We start from the raw sequence: 17,509 nt of genomic DNA on the forward strand, positions 1-17,509 counted from the left end.
TATACTGTATATACATAATAAGGAGGAAAAAATGAACTTACTCAAACAAAAAATTCTTAAGGATGGTTGTGTATTTGGAGATGACATCATAAAGGTAGATTCTTTTCTTAATCATCAGATAGACGTTACTTTATATAATGAAATAGGAAAAGCATTTAAAGAGAGATTTTCTCAATATGATATTACAAAAATACTAACTATTGAAGCCTCTGGCATAGGTTTAGCTGCTATTACTGCACAGTATTTTAATAATATACCCGTTGTGTTTGCAAAAAAGACAGAATCCTTAAATTTAGATTCAGATATATATTCTAGTGAGGTCTTTTCCTTTACTAAAAACAAAAGCTATAAAATTATGGTATCAAAAAAGTACATAAATCCAAATGACAAATTGTTAATTATAGATGACTTCTTGGCAAATGGTAAAGCAATTCTCGGCATGAAGGAGATTATAGATCAGGCTAACGCCACTTTAGTGGGAGCAGGAATTGTAATAGAAAAAGGTTTTCAAGAAGGTGGTAGCATTCTTAGGAGCATGGGAATACAAGTTGAATCCCTTGCAAGCATTAAATCTATTAAAGATGGTATTATCACTTTTAATAATTGATTTTTATTCTATAATCCTATATAAATACTTGCTTATACTTTACTATTTAGGATAAATTTCATTTTTATGTACAACCTATTCATATCGTAATATGGTAGGTGATCTAGTGCATTATTATAATATTGCTATAGAATTAGTTGTCAGTTTTATCGCTCTATTCGCTATAACAAAAATCTTAGGCAAGACTTTAATTACTCAAATTACGCCTTTCGATTTTATATCAGCTATTGTATTAAGCGAACTAGTAGGTAACGCACTTTATGATAGTGAAGTAGGAGTTTCTAGCATCTTATTTGCACTGACATTATGGGGTTTGCTAATTTATATTACCGAGTGGATAACTCAAAAGTTTATAACTACTAGAGGTTTTCTAGAGGGCAAACCTTCTATACTCATAAATAAAGGAAAAATTTCCTTTAAAGAACTAAAAAAAAACCATCTTGATCTGAATCAATTACAGCACTTACTAAGGTCAAGAGACGTCTTTACTATGAGAGAAGTAGAATATGCAATTTTAGAAACAGATGGCACATTAAATGTTCTAAAAAAATATATATATGATACGCCTCGTAGACAAGATAAAAATGATGTTACTGATAAGGAAATTTATCTGCCACTTACACTCATATCAGATGGTGAAATTGTTTGGAAAAACTTAACTCTACTAGGTCATAGTAAATCGTGGCTTACCCTTGAGATAAATAAACAAGGTTACTCCTCAGTAGAAGAAGTTTTATTTGGAGAATGGCTAGAAGGAGAAGGTCTATATCTACAAGGATATTAGACCTTCTCTTTGTAAACTAATTAGGCTGATAGCATTTTAGAAAGTAGCCCGCCCTCTATTATAATATCTTGTATTGCATAGATTGGTATAATAGCATATGGAAAACCAACGTAATAGGGAGCTATTTCATATAACTGAAAATAGATTATTAAACTTTTATCTGCTATATAATAATCTTGATTAGAACTAATACCTGGATAATCGTCAAACAACGGTATCTCTTGAATTTCTAATTGTTCCAGTACCATTCTCGACAAAACTTCAATATAATTGCTATCGGGTTTAAAAAGCTCTCCTAGTTTATAGTTCTTCCCTGTATCAATATCAAAATTCAGAGAATTTATAATCGTCATAGGATGAGCTCCTCTAAAGTCTCCAAGTCCAATCAACGATAAACTAAGTACACCCTTTTGATTATTCTTGATTTCAAATGATCCATCAATATAAGTAGGTATGTCAGGAACAATAAGGTCTAGACTTAATCTTCTCATATTTTCATAAACAGCAAAATTCATACGATTTTGAGCTACAATATTCACATTATTAAATACGCTTGGATAATAGAAATTAATGTTATATGTAGTAAACAATTGATTTCTTATTCCAACAGGAAACTTTATTAACAACATTTTACTCACCACCTGAATATATTTAATTTAATATATTCTATAAAATCATGAATTGTTAAATATATTTGAATATTATTTTTTTTATGGTATAATATTATTTGCACTATAAAAATTACGCGCCCTTGGCTCAGCTGGATAGAGCATTCGGCTACGAACCGGGAGACCGCAGGTTCGAATCCTGCAGGGCGCACCATATCAATACATACAAGCATTTTTTACATAGTGGAATTTAAGTATTCCCACATTATTCCCACATCGAGATTACTAAGGCCAATTAGTAGTCTTTTTATTTTGCCTTTACGAACAAATCATTCATCCTATTTATTGCTTGTCCTGCATCTTCAATTGATACGTGAAGGTAAGTGTCTACTGTTGTTCTATACGTTTTATGCCCTATTAATTTAGATATCGTTTCTAGCGGAACACCTCTTGACTGCATTACACTTACAAAAGTATGACGGTAGGCGTGAAACTTCTTATGATCTACACCTGATTTTTTCAATATTTTTCTGTGAGCCTTCCCTACATTGCTTTCATCCATTAAGGTACCCGCGAGAGATGGAAACACTAGGTTGTTTTCTACGTACCCCTCCCCTTCTTTTAACTTCTCAATATTATTATTTATTCTTTGTTTCTTAATATCCCCTAATAATTCTGACGGAAATGGTATCTTTCTGTTAGAAGAGTAAGTTTTAGGATCATCAACTTTGATTTCGTATTCCCACTCATTTTCGTTCTTGAATATTTTATTCATTTTTGCACTTTTATTTATAACAACATTCGTATTATCTAAATCTAAGTCATCCCATGTAAGCGCCAACAATTCACCTAGCCTGGCGCCTGTTCCTAACGCTAATTTTGTTAGTACACCAATACGATCAGTCTCAAGTTTTTCCATAATATTTTTGATTTCTCCATTAGTAAATATCTCAATCTCAGATTCTACTTTTCTAACTGGAATATTCGTGCTCCTGCAGGGATTACCGATTAGGTATTTTTCATTGACGGCATAATTAAAGAATTTACTTAAGAACTTATTCAAGTTATTGATTTGAGAATAAGTCTTGTCCAATTCAGCAAGCTTATTATAATATCTTTGTAATGATAAGGCTCTAATATCTCCTACTTTCAAAGTAGCTATATCAGAACCTTTAATGTAATTTCTATAGATGCCTTCATATCTTTGAAATGTTGACGCTTTATGCCCGCTACTTTTCTCTATTTCCCATAACCAGGTATGCATCGCTTCATTTAAAGAGTGGTTTGCTAGATTTGGATCAATTCCTAATTCCTTCATTTTAATATACTCATTTCTTTTACTTTCAGCATCCCTCTTTGATGATCCGTAAAACTCTTTTCTGATAGGCTTGCCTTCTTCATTTCTTCCCGTGGTGAGAGTCACCCTAAAGTAGTCGTTTCCATTTTTAGTATAGTTAGTTTTTTTAGCCATCCATTCCACCTCTTATCTTTTTAATTACATGCAGCGGCTCAAACATTATAGTGTATTCCCCCATGTTGATATACAAACCATACTTTCCTTTATAATGCTCTAACGCTTCATTAATAAAGTCTTCAGTAACATCTAATAATTCCGCTAATTCATGCCTTCCTTGTAGTCTTCTTTCATACGCATTTATAAAGGAAGAAATCGGTACGAGTTTTTCATACGCCCATGCCCTAGCTCTCCTTTCTTGCCTGCGGTTATCCAAGATAGATTGATCTATTATTTCACCACACGTTGTATAGTAATGACCAAGTTCCTCTGCTAGAATACAAACTTTTTCATGAGATGTTTGGATAGCTTTGCTAATGCCTACTTTTCTGCCTTTGCAAAGCCCTTTAGCATCTGATTTAAAATACTTCTCTATTACAATTACTTTATTCTCTGCTTCATTAAGAAGTTTCTCGTATTTCCCCATAAGCTCCCCTTTCTATAATTCGTCAAGATCTTGTTTCATTAATTCTATTTGCTCTTCCGATTCGTTGTCGTTATGCGCAGCTATAGGTGTTAGGTGATTATGTTTTAGTAATTCTAAATCTTTTAAGTACTTTTGCTCCTCTCTAGTCACCCAATAAGGTAGAGCGTTTACCCAATTAGTTAAATTTTCAATACCTTTTTGCAATTCTTGTTTTAAAAATAATTCTTTAATCTCTTCGTCGCTTAGCGGGGCATCTTTTTCTTTATAAAATTTACTAAAACTTTCATTATCTCTATCCCAGCTCCGTTGAGCGTAGACATATTTCTCTATTAATTGTTTATATCTTAAAAACAGATCTGCCATATGACCTCTCATGATTGCCACTTCATGCTTTTTTAATAATTTATCTTCGCTCCAATTCATCAAACTCCTATAATGAGTATCAATTAAATTAGTTGAAAAGTCGCAATCTTCATCTATTTGATCCCACCCCATTAAATATGTTGGGGTAGCCTGCAGTGCGCTTGCTATCTTTTCAATTTTATCTGAAGGAATATTGGTTACTATATTATTTTCATATTTATATATATTTTGTTTGGTGGAATCTATATACTTAGCTAATTCCTCTTGGGTCATTCCTTTATCAGTTCTCATTTTTTTTATTCTATCGCCAACAGTCATACGAATCTCTCCTTCGGATTTGGTTTAAAGTAACTTAATTATATCACAAAAATGTTATTTGTAAATAGAAAAATGTCTTGACAAGTTACTTTTGGGTGGTATAATTAAAGTAACTTAATAAGTTACTGATAATAAGGAGGTGGAATAATTGATTAAAACAAATGAACTAAAAGGAATTATAACTAAAAATGGTCTCACCCAGAAACAGATTGCAGGAAAGATCGGAATCACGCCAAAAACATTTTATGAAAAGATGAAGAAAGGTGTATTTGGTAGTGATGAAATTCAAATAATGATTGATTTCCTTGGAATTGAAAACCCGAGTGAAATTTTTTTTACAAAACAAGTAACTTTAAAAGATACTAAAAATAATTAATGGAGTGTGGCTATGAATGAATTATTAATTAAAGACTATGGACTGACAGAAAGAAAAGGTGTTCCAGTAGTAAGCAGTAGAGTTGTAGCTGAAAAGTTCAATAAACGTCATGATCACTTATTAAGGGATATTTCAAGAGTTACTGCCCCTGATTCTGGGGTGAGCAAAGAGTTTTCATCCGCCAATTTTGGCGAGTCAAAATATAAAGATTCTACTGGAAGAAAATTGCCAGAGTATCTATTGACGAGAGATGGATTCACTATCTTGGCTATGGGATTCACAGGGAAAAAGGCAATGAGATTTAAAGAATCATACATTAACGCATTTAACCAAATGGCTAACTTTATCTACTCCTTACATACTGCCAAATTAGAACACCCTGCCTTTACCCAAGCGATTATGGAGGCACACGAAGAACCTAAGCATTACCACTTTAGCAATGAAGCTGACATGATCAATAGAATTGTGCTAGGAATGTCCGCAAGTAAGTACAGAAAAGAAAACAATATTCCAAAAGGCAAAAGTATAAGACCGCATCTGAATGGTGAACAAATTAAAGCTATAGAGACATTGCAAAGAGCAGATATAGGGTTAATACTTGCAATTCCAGAGTTTGAACAAAGAAAGAAAGTGCTTATAAGGTATTTTGATAAGGTGAGTGTTATACGAATCCCTGCGTAAGAAAGGAGATCTATCAATGAAACAACTATTATCTGTATCAGAGACCGCAAAAGTTTTTGGTATCAGTAGGAACAGATTGTATGAGTTAGTGCACAGCGATCCTACTCTCCCAGCATTACAAATTGGAGTATATAAAAAAATCAATACGGTCCTGTTTGCAGAGTGGTTAAATCAAGCAACAAGAGAAGGTAGAAAACTATAAGGAGGAAAAACAAATGAGTAAAGATTTACAAGTAACCGAATTTAACGAAATTAGAATTTTAACGACGCAACAATTATCAGAAAGTTATGTAACATCTACAGACACAATTACAAAGAATTTTAATCGTAATAAAGAAAGGTATCAAGAAGGTAAACATTATATTGCTTTAGAAGGCGAAGAAAAGAACACTTTCATCAACCAGGGACAATTTGACCGAGGTTTAAAAAATTCTAAAACTCTCTATCTCTGGACAGAAAAAGGAGCATTCCTCCATGCAAAATCATTAAATACTGATAAAGCGTGGGAAGTATACGACGAGTTAGTAGAAACTTATTTCAGAGGAAAAAAACTTGTAAGTGACTTAAACAATCTCAGTCCCCAATTACAGCTACTTATCAATATTGAACTTAAGCAAAAACAGCAAGACACTTTAATTGCAGAAAATAAACAAGAAATTCAAAATATGCGTGACGTGATTACATTGAGTCCTGCAAGTTGGAGGAAAGATACAACCGCATTAATCAATAAAATTGCAATGTCTATTGGCGGTTTTGACCACATCAAGGATGTAAGAGAAGAAAGTTACAAACTGCTAAATGAACGTTTTGGCGTAGACATAAAAACTAGATTAACTAACAAAAGGCGTAGAATGGCCGACGAGGGTGTTTGTAAGTCAAAGAGAGACAAGCTTACTCTACTTGATGTAATAGCCGATGATAAGAAGTTAATTGAGGGGTACATCGCCATAGTAAAAGAGATGTCAATTAAAAATAATGTAGCATAGGAGGGAAAACATGATTCATTTTAGGACAAGTACTAATCAAATAGGTATTGTTCTGACACATCGCACGAAAGAAGAAACAAAAATTAATCTTGCAATACAACTTGATCTACAACCAGAGGACGTAACAATCATTTCTAGACGGGAATACAATAAACTCGTAAAAGAAGTGACGTCATGAAAGCTAAAAACAAAGACAAGCTCCTTAAACATTTAACTGCTGATCAAAAACGTGTATTAAGATTTTATCGTTTAGACCCTCGACACTTCAAAGCTATAGAGCAAGGGGCGCGGTACATAAGATTTAAGAATATTCAAAACGGTATGGTTAGAGACATTGAATACTAAAAAGGAGGAATAGTAATGGCTGATATCTACACAAACACACCAAATAATCAAAAGAAGTTTGAAGAGTTTTGGGACGAGCCCCAACCGTTAGAGCCACCGCTTAGTTGCGACCAGATGGTTAGGCGAATATTAAAAGAACTTGATACTTTTAATCCGGATGATACATTCTCACTGGTTTTAGTAAAGGAGATGTTAATGGAATGTTTAAGAGGCTGCTGATGAAAATTTTATTAGGTGGAGGGATGAAGTACATATGAGCATTAATGATCTGGATTTAACTAATGAAGAACAATTAGAAATTATTAGAGACATGAAAACATCTTACCAAAGACTTTGCGCATTAGATGAAGATATCGCCCAGGATATCGAAGATGCTTTAGACCGGGCAGAACAATATTACGAAGAACAAGTTGAGTGTGGACCATCAAATTAAGAAGGAGTGAAGATATTGAAACACGGTAAAAAATTAACTCTAAAGGAAAAAGAATTACTTAAGGAGAAAGGGTATGATCCAGCTAAATTTTTAAGAATTAAACGAACAACTGAAAAACTCGAGTTTTTAAATATTGACACTAAACAGATTTTACCTGTGAGGTGCTGACAGATGGATTCAATATTTATCTTAGTAGTAATCGTACTAATGGGATCTCTAGTAAATGATTGGTACCAGGAGGAGATAGATAATGCAAGCAGTACACGAAAATGATTTGAACTTTGCAGCCTTTGCATTGGCTATATTTAAGCCACTTACTCCTGAACAGGCATTTGAATCCTTAGAATCTGGAAAAGTATATAACTATGTTTCCCTTTCAGATGATGATTTTGAGGAAATATTAAAAATGAGATCACAAGGAGAAAAATGGAAAGATATTAATTCTATGTATGGAGTCAGCAATGAATCATCAATGCTCCATAGGATTAAAAGATATAAAGAAAAAAAGTCCAGTCAGTTGGAGCTGAACAGGACCACTAAAAATATCACTTAATAGTATTATACCACAAAATAAAAGGAGGTACCTAAAAAATGAAACTAAGTGAAATTGCTAAAGGAGCACTAGAAGAACAATTTGAAGTAGAATTTCAAAGTCTGCTTGAAAATATCGCAGATCTTAACACAGAACCGAAAGCCGCAAGGAAGATAACGATCACGTTGACAGTAAAACCAGCCGAAAGTCGAAACATTGCTGATATAACCTTTCAGACAAAAGCATCACTCGTTCCAAGCAAATCAATAAGTACAAATGTATATATCGACAAGGACAAATCAGGAAAAATAATTGTAGGCGAGCTTGGCGGTCAAATACGTGGACAAGTATCAGTTGAAGAAGTTAATAATTTAAGAAAAATTGAAGGAGGAAAATAAAATGATTAAAGAAGCTATTAAGTACATAGTAGATCTAGGAAAAACGGAAATATTTGATATTGGAGATTTCAAATTTACTAATGATCAACTAAAGGTAATCTGTGATCCCCAAGCGGATTCATTAAGCATTAATACCCTTAACGGAGTTGTAGATTATGTTAATAACCAGGTAGACAATGAAAGCATAGTAACACGAATAGTAATTAATGTGCTGTCTTATAAAGAGGTTCATGTAATGTCGGAACTATTTGGAGCACAACAAAGGGAAACATACCTAAAAGCTATTCCCTGTAATCCTAATATAATATTAGACAAATTTATGGACATAGAATCTTTCAACATTCAACTGCAGTCCGGATTTGTAACCACCCCATTCATCGAAACTATATTAAAGGTAACAGGAAATATTACAGATTCACAAGTAACTAATTTTAGCGATGATGGTGTTTCTCAATCAGTTACAGCTAAAGCAGGTATTGCAAGAGTAGGAGAAGTAGTCGTACCAAATCCAGTAATACTTAGACCTTATAGAACCTTCCCGGAAATCGAACAACCTGAAAGCCCTTTTATCCTTCGTATGGCCGATGGTCCAAGAGCCGCACTCTTTTGTGCCGATGGTGGAGCATGGAAATTGCAAGCTATTAGAAGTATAAAAGAATATTTATCTGAGAAACTCGAGAAAGAAATAGCAGCTGAAGAAGTAATTATCATCGCATAAATATAAAAAAGGCTCCTGCTCTAACAGGGGCCGAATACTAAAATACTTACGTAAATTATAACACAAGGAGGCGGCGTTGTGAATACAGAAACAATTGTTAAGCGTAATATAGGAGAATTTTTAGAATACAGAGAAAAAAACAAGCAGTTAGTACAAGAAATTGAAGACAATAAGGCATCTATGCGCGATCTCGCACGTCAGATTGTAGAATTAAAGGAGGAACCAACATGCAAATAAAATTATTAGAACTTAGCCTAAGTAATTTTAAGGGGTTAAAAGACTTTAGACTAAAGTGCAATGGCAATGATATAGAAGTCCATGGAGACAATGCCACGGGTAAAACAACAATTTACGATGGGTTCCTATGGCTTATGTTTGACAAGGACAGTGAGGGTAAAAAAGACTTTGAAATCAAGACTCTTGATATTAATAACAATCCTATCCATAAGTTAGAACACACGGTAGAAACCAAACTAGAAATAGATGGTACAGTGACAAGTTTTAAAAAAGTCTACAAGGAAAATTGGGTTAAAAAGCGTGGATCATTGGAACCAGAGCTCACTGGACACACTACAGATTATTGGATTGATGATGTGCCTACCAAGAAAAAAGACTATGACGCTTACATAAATAACACTATAGATGAAACCACATTTAAGTTACTAACTGATGTTAGATACTTTACCGAAAAAATCAATTGGAAAGACCGCAGAACTATCCTTACAAGTATTGCGTCAGATTATATGGTTCCAGTAGAGGTACCTCCAACATTATTACAACTAATCGGAAATAAATCCTTAGAAGATTTTAAGAAGATCATTGCAGAGAAGAAGAAAAAGCTTAATAAAGAAAAAGAAGCAATCCCGATTAGGATTGATGAACTAAATAAAAACCTTCCTGACATCCAGGGAATAGATTTTGAAGGATTAAAAAAATATATAAAGACCGCAGAAAATGCCTTAGAGAATCTAAATAACGAAGGTAGACAGATTATTGAACACAACAATAAACTCTTTGATTTTAAGTCCCAACTGAGACAGAAAGAATCGTTTAAGCGAGAACTAGAAGAGCAGTTGAGCGAAGATGCTAATAAGGAGTATGAACAAGCTTTAAAGGATAAAACAGATACTACGAACGATTTAGATAGACAAAAAAACCTTTTAGCTATACACAAAACATCACTTGTAGAAGATAAGAAAAGCTATGAATCTCTTCATAAAAGAGTTTTGGCTCTTAGAGAAGAATGGAACAGTGTTAATGTAAAACAATTTGAAGTTAATGTTGATGGTAACTGCCCTACTTGTAATCAAAAGCTACCTGGAGAGGAAATTGAAAAGCTTGTAGAGGATGCAAAAAATAAGTTCGATGATAGTAAAAAATCAGAATTAGAAGCTATTAGTTCAACTGGAAAATCTTTTGCAAATATGCTTGAAAAAACTAAATTATCAATAAACACTACTGAAAAAGATATAGAAAATGTTGAAAGGAATATTCAAGAATATGAATCCAAACTCAAAGATCTTGAGGATATTTTATCCCAAGATCAACAAACTGTTAATTTTGCAGACTCCAAAGCATGGACGACCCTAGAATCTGAAATCAACGACTTAAACATCCAAATAACTGACTTTAAAGAATTAGATAATAGTAGCTTAGACTCCAAGAAAAACAGCTTGAAACTAGAGATACAGTCCCACAACGAGACATTAAGCAAGCGAACTCAATTTGATATAGCTATGGATAGACAAAAGGAACTCTTAAAAGAAGAAAAGACCCTTGCAAACAGTTTAAATGAGTTAGAGAATCAAGAATTTAAGATACAAGAATTCACTACAAATAAAATTAATGCTCTTGAATCCACGGTAAATGGAATGTTCAATAATGTGAAATTCAAAATGTTTAAAGATCAAATGAATGAGGGTGTTAAAGAGGATTGTATAATCTTAATAAATGGAGTCCCATACCCCTCTGCAAACTACGCAGGACGCATCAATGCAGGACTGGACATTATAAACACACTATCAAAGGAATATGACATCATGGCACCAGTATTTGTGGATAATTCAGAAAGTGTTACAAACTTAATGGACTTAGAACAACAGATGATCAAGTTAATAGTAGATAAGAACTATAAAAAATTAACCATAATGGAGGAAATATAGATGAGTAATGAAATAACAACACAAAATCAAACGCCAGTAACACAAAGTGAGAGGTTTACAAATAAAGTACTAACAGAGTTCGGAAGCGCTGCAGGACAAATTGAAGTTAGTAATTATCAAAAACAACTCATCCAAGGTTATTTTATATCCATAGATCGAGCTTTAAAAATTGCCGAAGAAAACAGGATTAGAAAGAATTCAAATAATAAAGACCATAAATATGATAACAACCTCCCTACCACTTGGGAAAATGTCAATCTCAATGATTTGGCTCTTGATGTAGTCCATAATGCAAGACTAGGACTAGATATGATGCAGCCTAATCATATAAGCGCAATCCCTTTTAGAAATAAAAAAACAAATAAATATGACATTGCCTTGATGATGGGTTATGTCGGGAAACAGTACATTGCTGAGAAGTACGCTCTTAATAAGCCAATAGCAGTTACAACTGAGTTAGTTTATGATACAGATTCATTCAAACCCTTTAAAAAATCAAGAGAAAATCAAGTTGAAAGTTACGAATTTGAGATAGTGAATGCCTTTGACAGAGGCAAAGTAGTTGGTGGATTTGGATATCTAGAATTTGAGGACCCTAAGCAAAATAAACTCATCATCATGACTATGAAAGATATTGAAAAAAGAAAACCTAAATTTGCAGCTGCTGAATTTTGGGGTGGTACGAAAAAAGAGTGGGTTAATGGTAAGCAACAAGAAGTTGAAACAGATGGATGGTTTGAAGAAATGTGTTTAAAGACTATCAAACGTGAAGTTTACAGCACTAAGCATATTACCTTAGATCCTAAAAAGATTGATGATGATTACCAAAGGATGAAAAAGAGAGAAACGCAACTCAATAGTCCCGAGGTTCAATATGACCTCCTAGATGAAGAGATAGAAAAACACCAAGCTACCGTGCTTATAGATGTTGATGTAGAGACTGGTGAGGTTAGTGGACCAATAGAGATGGATAATCCAGAAGTCACAAATGGTCCAGACTTTTAAGTATTGCAGATTCTGAATATTATGCGTAATAACAATTTTGAGAGGGGATTAAATAATGAGAGTTAAATTTGGAAGTAGCATTTATTTATGCACATCCGTTTCGCATATTAAAGAAAGTAAACTATTATTATGTACCACTTCTAATGGTGTGTACACTGTAGAGATGCTCACTTGCGAACAAGCGGACAAGGCATATGGCGATTTATTGATAAATGGTTATTGTGATGCTTCAGGCTGTAAATACTGTAATTAAGTATAAACATTTATTTAATGTGTAATCCAAACAAAGTACGCAACAAATAAGAGGTGATAAAAATTAAACTAAAAGTATTAGCGAGTGGGTCAAGCGGAAACGCTTACCTCCTCACTTCCTCCGGGAGGTCTATACTGCTCGAGTGCGGTATAAGATTTGAAGAAATAAAAAAGAAACTCAACTTTAATTTTGATAATATTCTAGGCTGTTTACTAACTCATGAACATATGGACCATGCAAAGTCTGTAACAAACGTACTCGCGCATGGCATCGACTGTTACATGAGCCAAGGAACCGCTGATGCCCTACAACTAAATCACCACAGATTACATATAGCAAACGAACAATTTACACTAGATAATTTTACAATAATGCCTTTTAAGGTAGAGCATGACGTAAAAGAACCATTAGGATTTCTGATCTATGACAATATTACTAAGGAAAAATTAGTCTTTGCAACAGATACTCCCTACCTCATATATAGATTTAATAACGTTAACTACTACATGATTGAGTGCAACTACGATAGGGATAAATTAGAAGAAAACATAGAGACAGGCGTAATTAATCACTCAATGAGAAACAGGCTCTTAAACTCCCATTTTGAGATTAACAGCTTGATTGAATATTTTAGGTTTACAGATTTAAAGAGCTGTAGGAAGATCGTTTTGATTCATCTTTCTAGTAATAATTCTAGTGATGATTTTCAAGCTAGGATACAAAATGCAACAGGAATCGATACAGAAATTGCATGGAATCAAAATATTGAATTAAGGTTATATCCTTTTTAAGGGTAGGTGGTAAGGATTGAATGAAGGTTGGATAAAACTTCATAGGAAAACATTAGAGAACCCAATTGTATGCAAAGATTCAGATCATCTCGCTTTATGGATATATCTTCTGGCTAATGCTACTCATACAGAGTACGGCAGTATGTTTAAGGGTGAGAGGATTACTTTGCAACCAGGTCAACTTTTAGCAGGCAGAAAGTCAATAGCTTCGTTTTTAAAGGTTAATGAAAATAAAGTGCAAAGAATGTTAAAGTCATTCGAAATTGAACAACAGATTAAACAACAAACAAGTAACCAAAATAGGTTAATATCAATACTTAATTGGACTTTATATCAATCAAGTGAACAACAAAGTGAACAACAAGTGAACAACAAGCGAACAACGAGTGAACAACAAGTGAACACAAACAAGAATGTAAAGAATATAGAGAATGTAAAGAATGATAAGAATTATAAATACATAGTCGAGTATCTGAATCAGAAAACCGGTAAAAGCTTTTCCACCAAGACAAAGTCAACGACGGCTAAGATACATGCAAGATTAGAAGAGGGGTTCACTGTAGATGATTTTAAAAAAGTCATCGATATCAAAACAAGTGAATGGCTCAGTGACGCTAATATGCAGAAATATCTAAGACCAGAGACGTTGTTCGGGAACAAGTTTGAAAGTTACTTAAACCAGAAACTAAAAACTCAACAACAATCTAGTAACCCTTTTCTAGAAATGCTTAAAGACGAGATGGTGAAAGGAGAGCATGATGAATAAAACTGAGACTATAGGTATAATGGCAATCTTAAAAGAGGCCTATCCCATGTACTACAAAAACAAAACAAAAGAAGAACTTAATACAGCAGTAAATCTATGGGTTGAAATGTTTTCAGACGAAGATATTAATTTAGTAAAAGCGGCAGTTAAAGCTTACCTAGCAAACGACATAAAGGGATTTCCGCCAGTAATAGGTCAGATTAAAAATAGTGTATATAATCTGACGAACCCAGGGCAAATGACTGAGCAAGAAGCATGGGGGTTAGTTTATAAAGCAGTTGGCAATGGTTATTACAATTCAGTCGAAGAATTTAAAAAATTACCGTTAACGATTCAAAATGTTTTAGGCAGTCATACACAACTAATTCAATGGTCACAGATGGACTCGACAACGCTTCAATCGGTAGTGGCTTCAAATTTTATGAGAAGTTATAAGGCGAGATCACAAACCGAGCGAGAGTATCAAAAATTACCTAACGATATTAAAAATTTAATAGATAGCACATTGTTAAAGATTGAGGGGTGATTAATTCATGGACGGCTTCACTGAGATAAAAACATGTGACATTTGTGAAGGCAAAGGATGGATCATGGTAGAAAAAAGGCATTATAAAAAAATAACACTACGTGACGAAGCGCCTAAAAGTGTATTCGCCGGAGCTTGCAACACTGTTTATAACTGCACATGCAAAAATGAATATATCCCAAATGCTAAAAATTACCGAGAAGCAGGCATCAATCTTGGGACATACGAAAAGGATTACGCAGGAAAATACATGGCTAGGAGGTCAGCGTGATGGAATTAGTATTAAGCGACAAGTATCAAATATCGACAGATCAATTTAACTACATACTCCAGGAGAAATCCGTTGTTAAAGACGGGAATAATGCTGGACAGGAATACACTAAAAATATAGGCTACTATGGCAAATTGGAACAAGCATTAAAAGTTGTTTTAGACCTCAAGATAAAGGACGTCGATAAAGCAAATATAAAGCAGCTACATGATCACCTGGCGCTTATAAATGACGTTATGAAGGATATGGTTAAGAGGCTAGAGACGCAAATGGAGGGATTGAAGTGAGTAATAAAGAAGTTGATATAAGTGTCTATAAGTTTAAGATTGATGATATTCCTAAGAGTTTAAATCATTACGCAGGTAGGGCTAACTCATGGGAGTATCGAGAGGATAAAAAGAACTGGACAGCACTTGTATATTATAACTGTATAGGGAAAAGACCTAAGAATCCTATAACAAAAGCTCTCGTAACTATTACATACTTCTTCCCTACACAAAGTAGACGTGACCCGGATAACTATAGCGGTAAGATGATCATGGACGGACTAGTCACTGCTGGAGTGTTGGAAGATGATTCATTTGGATGCATTGAACTAAGGTTGAGGGGTGAATATGACAAGGTTGAACCCAGGACTGAGATAGTAGTGGAGGTTATGTGATGATTAAAGTTATACATAAAACAGGCTATAAAGCCACAGCAGACGATGTTAGACGTGATCAAAACGGAAAGGTAATTGCAGTACACATACCAATTATGGGATGGAAAGATGTTAAAATATTTATTCCTGAAATACCAAAAGAGTGGGAACAACGAACACGTAGTGGTCACACAAATATCTGGAATGACAATTTTCACAAAAATGGATTACCTGAAATTAGATTAGAACCACCTATGCGAGGCTTATATGCTGAAAGATTTGAGGATGGTTGGTATTGGGTTTGTGGATGCAATAAATGCTTAAAGAACAATGAGCCATATTCTTATATTGTTTGCGAGGAACATGACCGATGCACTACGTGTGGAACTCACAGAAAAGAACTCACTGAAACACCTTGGGGGCATCGGGATGGTTTTCAATGCAAACCTTGTTACGAAAGAGAACATGAAGAGAAAAAAGAAAAAGCATTAAGAGTAGCGAAAGAGAGAAAACATTCTAAATATGACTGTTGTAATACGAGTGAAATTATATGCCCAATATGTGCTTCAGAATGCTCGAGTGACGACATGTATGAGCAAGGAGAACACGAAGTAGAATGTTATGTGTGTGACACTGAATTTATTGTGGAAATCGAGTACGATGTGAACTATACGTCTAAACTTAAAAAAAATACTGCGTAATTCCAAGAATAATCCGTAATAGATCTTAATATACAAAACGAACATAAGGAGGGTTGCCTTTGACTAAAGATATCCTACTACAATACCGAGATCAGAAAGAAGAAATAAAAGATTTACGATGCCGAATCGAAAGGTTACAAAAGCAAATAGAAAAAATCGAGCAAGAAGGTAGTGTTATTGACAGCGTAAAAGGCGGAGCAGGAGGAACTAGACGCTACGTAATCGAAGGTTTCCCCTATCCCGAATATAGTAAGAAAAAATCTAGATTAAGGTTAAATAAAGCACAGTTAGAGCTTGCAGAACTTGAATTGCTTGAAGTAACAGTGGAAGTCGAGGAATACATACAGTCCGTAAAAGATAGCAGGATTAGGCGGATACTAAGGTTAAAGTATATAGACAATTTAACCTGGTTGCAAGTTGCTAGGAGTATGAGAGGAACAGCGACAGCAGATAGCGTAAGAATGGAACATAATCGTTTTTTAGGAATATAGAAAGTTTGTTCGTTTTGTTCGTTTTGAATGTGCTACACTTGTATTATGAAGAACTGCGATTATAGCCCTTGAAAGACATACAGAGGGAGACGCAGTTCTTTTTTCTCACCCTCCTTTGCCCTGGGCGACTCGCGCCTGGGGATTTATAATTATTTTACAGAAAATAAAGGTATTTGGAATATTTTGTAGAATTAGATTAGTATCAAAGAAGAAAAAGGAGCGATAGTTTGAAATGGATAATTATATACAGATGATTCTCGAGTATTTTGACACACATGAAAAGAGTTTAATAGACAATGAGAAGTATGAAGAACTCAAAGAGAAAATAAAAAAAGATATAGCATTAGGGAAAAAGGAAATATTTGAAGTTGTTAAAGGGTTAAAGACTGAAGACATTGAAGATAGTGTAAAGTTGACTTCAACTATTAATAAAGTATCAAATTTAAAAGTGAAATTAAACTATTTAAGCTTTATAATGAGAAAGAAGAAATTACCTTGTGGTATTTCAAAACTAAAGAATGTATTTTACGGCGACGATGAGGAAGAAATAACATTTGATTATGCTCATCTTAGGGTAGAGGATGATGAAGATGGGGAACACTGGTATGTGCTTTTTGGAAATGCAGAAAATAAGGAGCTATTATTTTCACTAACGTATCATAAGCCGTTAAAAATAATATTGGTACTTGGAGAAAATGAAAAATACCAAGGGAAAGCCATCTTGAGATCATCGAACTTAACTGAGGTAGAATTGTCAGGTAGTAGCAAGTTAGAAAAAATATAAAACTTAAATGCATCCATAAGGGTGCTTTTT

At 34.0% G+C, this 17,509-nt stretch carries 30 protein-coding genes and 1 tRNA gene; 27 read left to right on the forward strand and 4 right to left on the reverse strand.

Annotation, left to right across the window (positions count from 1 at the left end):
- The first annotated feature begins 31 nt into the window (after nt 1-31).
- Nucleotides 32-607 (forward strand): xanthine phosphoribosyltransferase, encoded by a 576-nt coding sequence (locus GC105_RS10520; protein WP_152804522.1) that lies wholly within the window; start codon nt 32-34, stop codon nt 605-607.
- Between the two features lie 106 nt (nt 608-713).
- Nucleotides 714-1,391 (forward strand): YetF domain-containing protein, encoded by a 678-nt coding sequence (locus GC105_RS10525; RefSeq protein ID WP_207706973.1) that lies wholly within the window; start codon nt 714-716, stop codon nt 1,389-1,391.
- Nucleotides 1,392-1,411: 20 nt separating this feature from the next.
- Here the strand turns inward: GC105_RS10525 and GC105_RS10530 are convergent, their stop codons facing one another.
- The gene (locus GC105_RS10530; RefSeq protein WP_152804526.1) at nt 1,412-2,020 is read right to left on the reverse strand and encodes an RsiV family protein; all 609 of its coding nucleotides are present in this window, start codon (nt 2,018-2,020) and stop codon (nt 1,412-1,414) included.
- Between the two features lie 116 nt (nt 2,021-2,136).
- Between GC105_RS10530 and GC105_RS10535 the strand changes: the two genes are divergently transcribed.
- Nucleotides 2,137-2,213: transfer RNA gene (locus GC105_RS10535), tRNA-Arg, on the forward strand.
- Nucleotides 2,214-2,306: 93 nt separating this feature from the next.
- Here the strand turns inward: GC105_RS10535 and GC105_RS10540 are convergent.
- The 3 genes from GC105_RS10540 to GC105_RS17255 are packed head-to-tail and all read right to left on the reverse strand — an operon-like array spanning nt 2,307 to nt 4,620.
- Nucleotides 2,307-3,470: a tyrosine-type recombinase/integrase gene (locus tag GC105_RS10540; RefSeq protein WP_152804528.1), complete on the reverse strand. Its 1,164-nt coding sequence runs from the start codon at nt 3,468-3,470 to the stop codon at nt 2,307-2,309.
- Nucleotides 3,463-3,939, reverse strand: a complete 477-nt coding sequence (locus tag GC105_RS10545; RefSeq protein ID WP_152804530.1) for an ImmA/IrrE family metallo-endopeptidase — start codon at nt 3,937-3,939, stop codon at nt 3,463-3,465. Before GC105_RS10545 ends, GC105_RS10540 begins: the two co-directional genes overlap by 8 nt.
- 12 nt (nt 3,940-3,951) lie before the next feature.
- The gene (locus GC105_RS17255) at nt 3,952-4,620 is read right to left on the reverse strand and encodes a helix-turn-helix domain-containing protein (protein ID WP_246169823.1); all 669 of its coding nucleotides are present in this window, start codon (nt 4,618-4,620) and stop codon (nt 3,952-3,954) included.
- Nucleotides 4,621-4,768: 148 nt separating this feature from the next.
- Here GC105_RS17255 and GC105_RS10555 point away from each other — a divergent pair, with 148 nt between their 5' ends.
- The 24 genes from GC105_RS10555 (at nt 4,769) to GC105_RS10655 (ending at nt 17,479) form a co-directional block, all read left to right on the forward strand.
- A complete protein-coding gene (locus GC105_RS10555; protein WP_152804532.1) occupies nt 4,769-4,996 on the forward strand; it encodes a helix-turn-helix domain-containing protein in 228 nt (75 codons plus the stop codon).
- A gap of 12 nt (nt 4,997-5,008) precedes the next feature.
- On the forward strand, nt 5,009-5,677 hold the full coding sequence (locus GC105_RS10560) for a Rha family transcriptional regulator (RefSeq protein ID WP_152804534.1): 669 nt from the start codon (nt 5,009-5,011) through the stop codon (nt 5,675-5,677).
- Nucleotides 5,678-5,693: 16 nt separating this feature from the next.
- Nucleotides 5,694-5,879 carry a helix-turn-helix domain-containing protein gene (locus GC105_RS10565; RefSeq protein WP_152804536.1) on the forward strand — a complete coding sequence of 62 codons (186 nt, stop codon included), beginning with the start codon at nt 5,694-5,696 and terminating at the stop codon, nt 5,877-5,879.
- 13 nt (nt 5,880-5,892) lie between these two features.
- Nucleotides 5,893-6,663, forward strand: a complete 771-nt coding sequence (locus GC105_RS10570; RefSeq protein WP_152804538.1) for an ORF6N domain-containing protein — start codon at nt 5,893-5,895, stop codon at nt 6,661-6,663.
- Between the two features lie 10 nt (nt 6,664-6,673).
- Complete coding sequence (locus tag GC105_RS16905) at nt 6,674-6,841, forward strand: hypothetical protein (RefSeq protein ID WP_193708379.1); 168 nt, start codon at nt 6,674-6,676, stop codon at nt 6,839-6,841.
- Nucleotides 6,842-7,023: 182 nt separating this feature from the next.
- Nucleotides 7,024-7,227, forward strand: coding sequence for a hypothetical protein (locus tag GC105_RS10575; RefSeq protein ID WP_152804540.1), 204 nt, complete (start codon nt 7,024-7,026; stop codon nt 7,225-7,227).
- A 34-nt stretch (nt 7,228-7,261) separates the two neighbouring features.
- On the forward strand, nt 7,262-7,441 hold the full coding sequence (locus tag GC105_RS10580; RefSeq protein ID WP_152804542.1) for a hypothetical protein: 180 nt from the start codon (nt 7,262-7,264) through the stop codon (nt 7,439-7,441).
- A 15-nt stretch (nt 7,442-7,456) separates the two neighbouring features.
- The gene (locus GC105_RS16910; protein WP_193708380.1) at nt 7,457-7,609 is read left to right on the forward strand and encodes a DUF6906 family protein; all 153 of its coding nucleotides are present in this window, start codon (nt 7,457-7,459) and stop codon (nt 7,607-7,609) included.
- Nucleotides 7,610-7,691: 82 nt separating this feature from the next.
- Complete coding sequence (locus GC105_RS10585) at nt 7,692-7,994, forward strand: helix-turn-helix domain-containing protein (protein WP_152804544.1); 303 nt, start codon at nt 7,692-7,694, stop codon at nt 7,992-7,994.
- A 38-nt stretch (nt 7,995-8,032) separates the two neighbouring features.
- Complete coding sequence (locus GC105_RS10590) at nt 8,033-8,371, forward strand: hypothetical protein (RefSeq protein ID WP_152804546.1); 339 nt, start codon at nt 8,033-8,035, stop codon at nt 8,369-8,371.
- Nucleotide 8,372: 1 nt separating this feature from the next.
- Complete coding sequence (locus GC105_RS10595; protein ID WP_152804548.1) at nt 8,373-9,089, forward strand: hypothetical protein; 717 nt, start codon at nt 8,373-8,375, stop codon at nt 9,087-9,089.
- Nucleotides 9,090-9,167: 78 nt separating this feature from the next.
- A complete protein-coding gene (locus GC105_RS16915) occupies nt 9,168-9,326 on the forward strand; it encodes a hypothetical protein (RefSeq protein WP_193708381.1) in 159 nt (52 codons plus the stop codon).
- Nucleotides 9,317-11,251, forward strand: coding sequence for an AAA family ATPase (locus GC105_RS10600; RefSeq protein ID WP_152804550.1), 1,935 nt, complete (start codon nt 9,317-9,319; stop codon nt 11,249-11,251). The genes GC105_RS16915 and GC105_RS10600 overlap by 10 nt, the downstream gene beginning before the upstream one ends.
- Nucleotides 11,252-12,256, forward strand: a complete 1,005-nt coding sequence (locus GC105_RS10605; protein ID WP_152804552.1) for a recombinase RecT — start codon at nt 11,252-11,254, stop codon at nt 12,254-12,256.
- 55 nt (nt 12,257-12,311) lie between these two features.
- Nucleotides 12,312-12,509 (forward strand): hypothetical protein, encoded by a 198-nt coding sequence (locus GC105_RS10610; protein WP_152804554.1) that lies wholly within the window; start codon nt 12,312-12,314, stop codon nt 12,507-12,509.
- 53 nt (nt 12,510-12,562) lie between these two features.
- Entirely contained in the window at nt 12,563-13,300 is a 738-nt protein-coding gene (locus tag GC105_RS10615; RefSeq protein ID WP_343030012.1) for an MBL fold metallo-hydrolase, read from the forward strand.
- Nucleotides 13,301-13,316: 16 nt separating this feature from the next.
- Nucleotides 13,317-14,066, forward strand: coding sequence for a conserved phage C-terminal domain-containing protein (locus tag GC105_RS10620; RefSeq protein WP_246169824.1), 750 nt, complete (start codon nt 13,317-13,319; stop codon nt 14,064-14,066).
- Complete coding sequence (locus GC105_RS10625; protein ID WP_193708382.1) at nt 14,059-14,592, forward strand: replicative helicase loader/inhibitor; 534 nt, start codon at nt 14,059-14,061, stop codon at nt 14,590-14,592. The genes GC105_RS10620 and GC105_RS10625 overlap by 8 nt, the downstream gene beginning before the upstream one ends.
- 7 nt (nt 14,593-14,599) lie before the next feature.
- Nucleotides 14,600-14,863, forward strand: coding sequence for a hypothetical protein (locus tag GC105_RS10630; protein WP_152804558.1), 264 nt, complete (start codon nt 14,600-14,602; stop codon nt 14,861-14,863).
- Nucleotides 14,863-15,150, forward strand: coding sequence for a hypothetical protein (locus tag GC105_RS10635; RefSeq protein ID WP_152804560.1), 288 nt, complete (start codon nt 14,863-14,865; stop codon nt 15,148-15,150). Before GC105_RS10630 ends, GC105_RS10635 begins: the two co-directional genes overlap by 1 nt.
- Nucleotides 15,147-15,524: a RusA family crossover junction endodeoxyribonuclease gene (locus tag GC105_RS10640; RefSeq protein WP_152804562.1), complete on the forward strand. Its 378-nt coding sequence runs from the start codon at nt 15,147-15,149 to the stop codon at nt 15,522-15,524. The genes GC105_RS10635 and GC105_RS10640 overlap by 4 nt, the downstream gene beginning before the upstream one ends.
- Nucleotides 15,524-16,204 (forward strand): hypothetical protein, encoded by a 681-nt coding sequence (locus GC105_RS10645; protein ID WP_152804564.1) that lies wholly within the window; start codon nt 15,524-15,526, stop codon nt 16,202-16,204. Before GC105_RS10640 ends, GC105_RS10645 begins: the two co-directional genes overlap by 1 nt.
- Nucleotides 16,205-16,263: 59 nt before the next feature.
- Nucleotides 16,264-16,695 (forward strand): hypothetical protein, encoded by a 432-nt coding sequence (locus GC105_RS10650; protein ID WP_152804565.1) that lies wholly within the window; start codon nt 16,264-16,266, stop codon nt 16,693-16,695.
- Nucleotides 16,696-16,927: 232 nt separating this feature from the next.
- Nucleotides 16,928-17,479 (forward strand): hypothetical protein, encoded by a 552-nt coding sequence (locus tag GC105_RS10655; RefSeq protein ID WP_152804568.1) that lies wholly within the window; start codon nt 16,928-16,930, stop codon nt 17,477-17,479.
- Nucleotides 17,480-17,509 lie beyond the last annotated feature (30 nt).

This window comes from Alkalibaculum sporogenes, from assembly GCF_009362815.1.
GTDB classification, from domain to species: Bacteria; Bacillota; Clostridia; order Eubacteriales; family Alkalibacteraceae; genus Alkalibaculum_A; species Alkalibaculum_A sporogenes.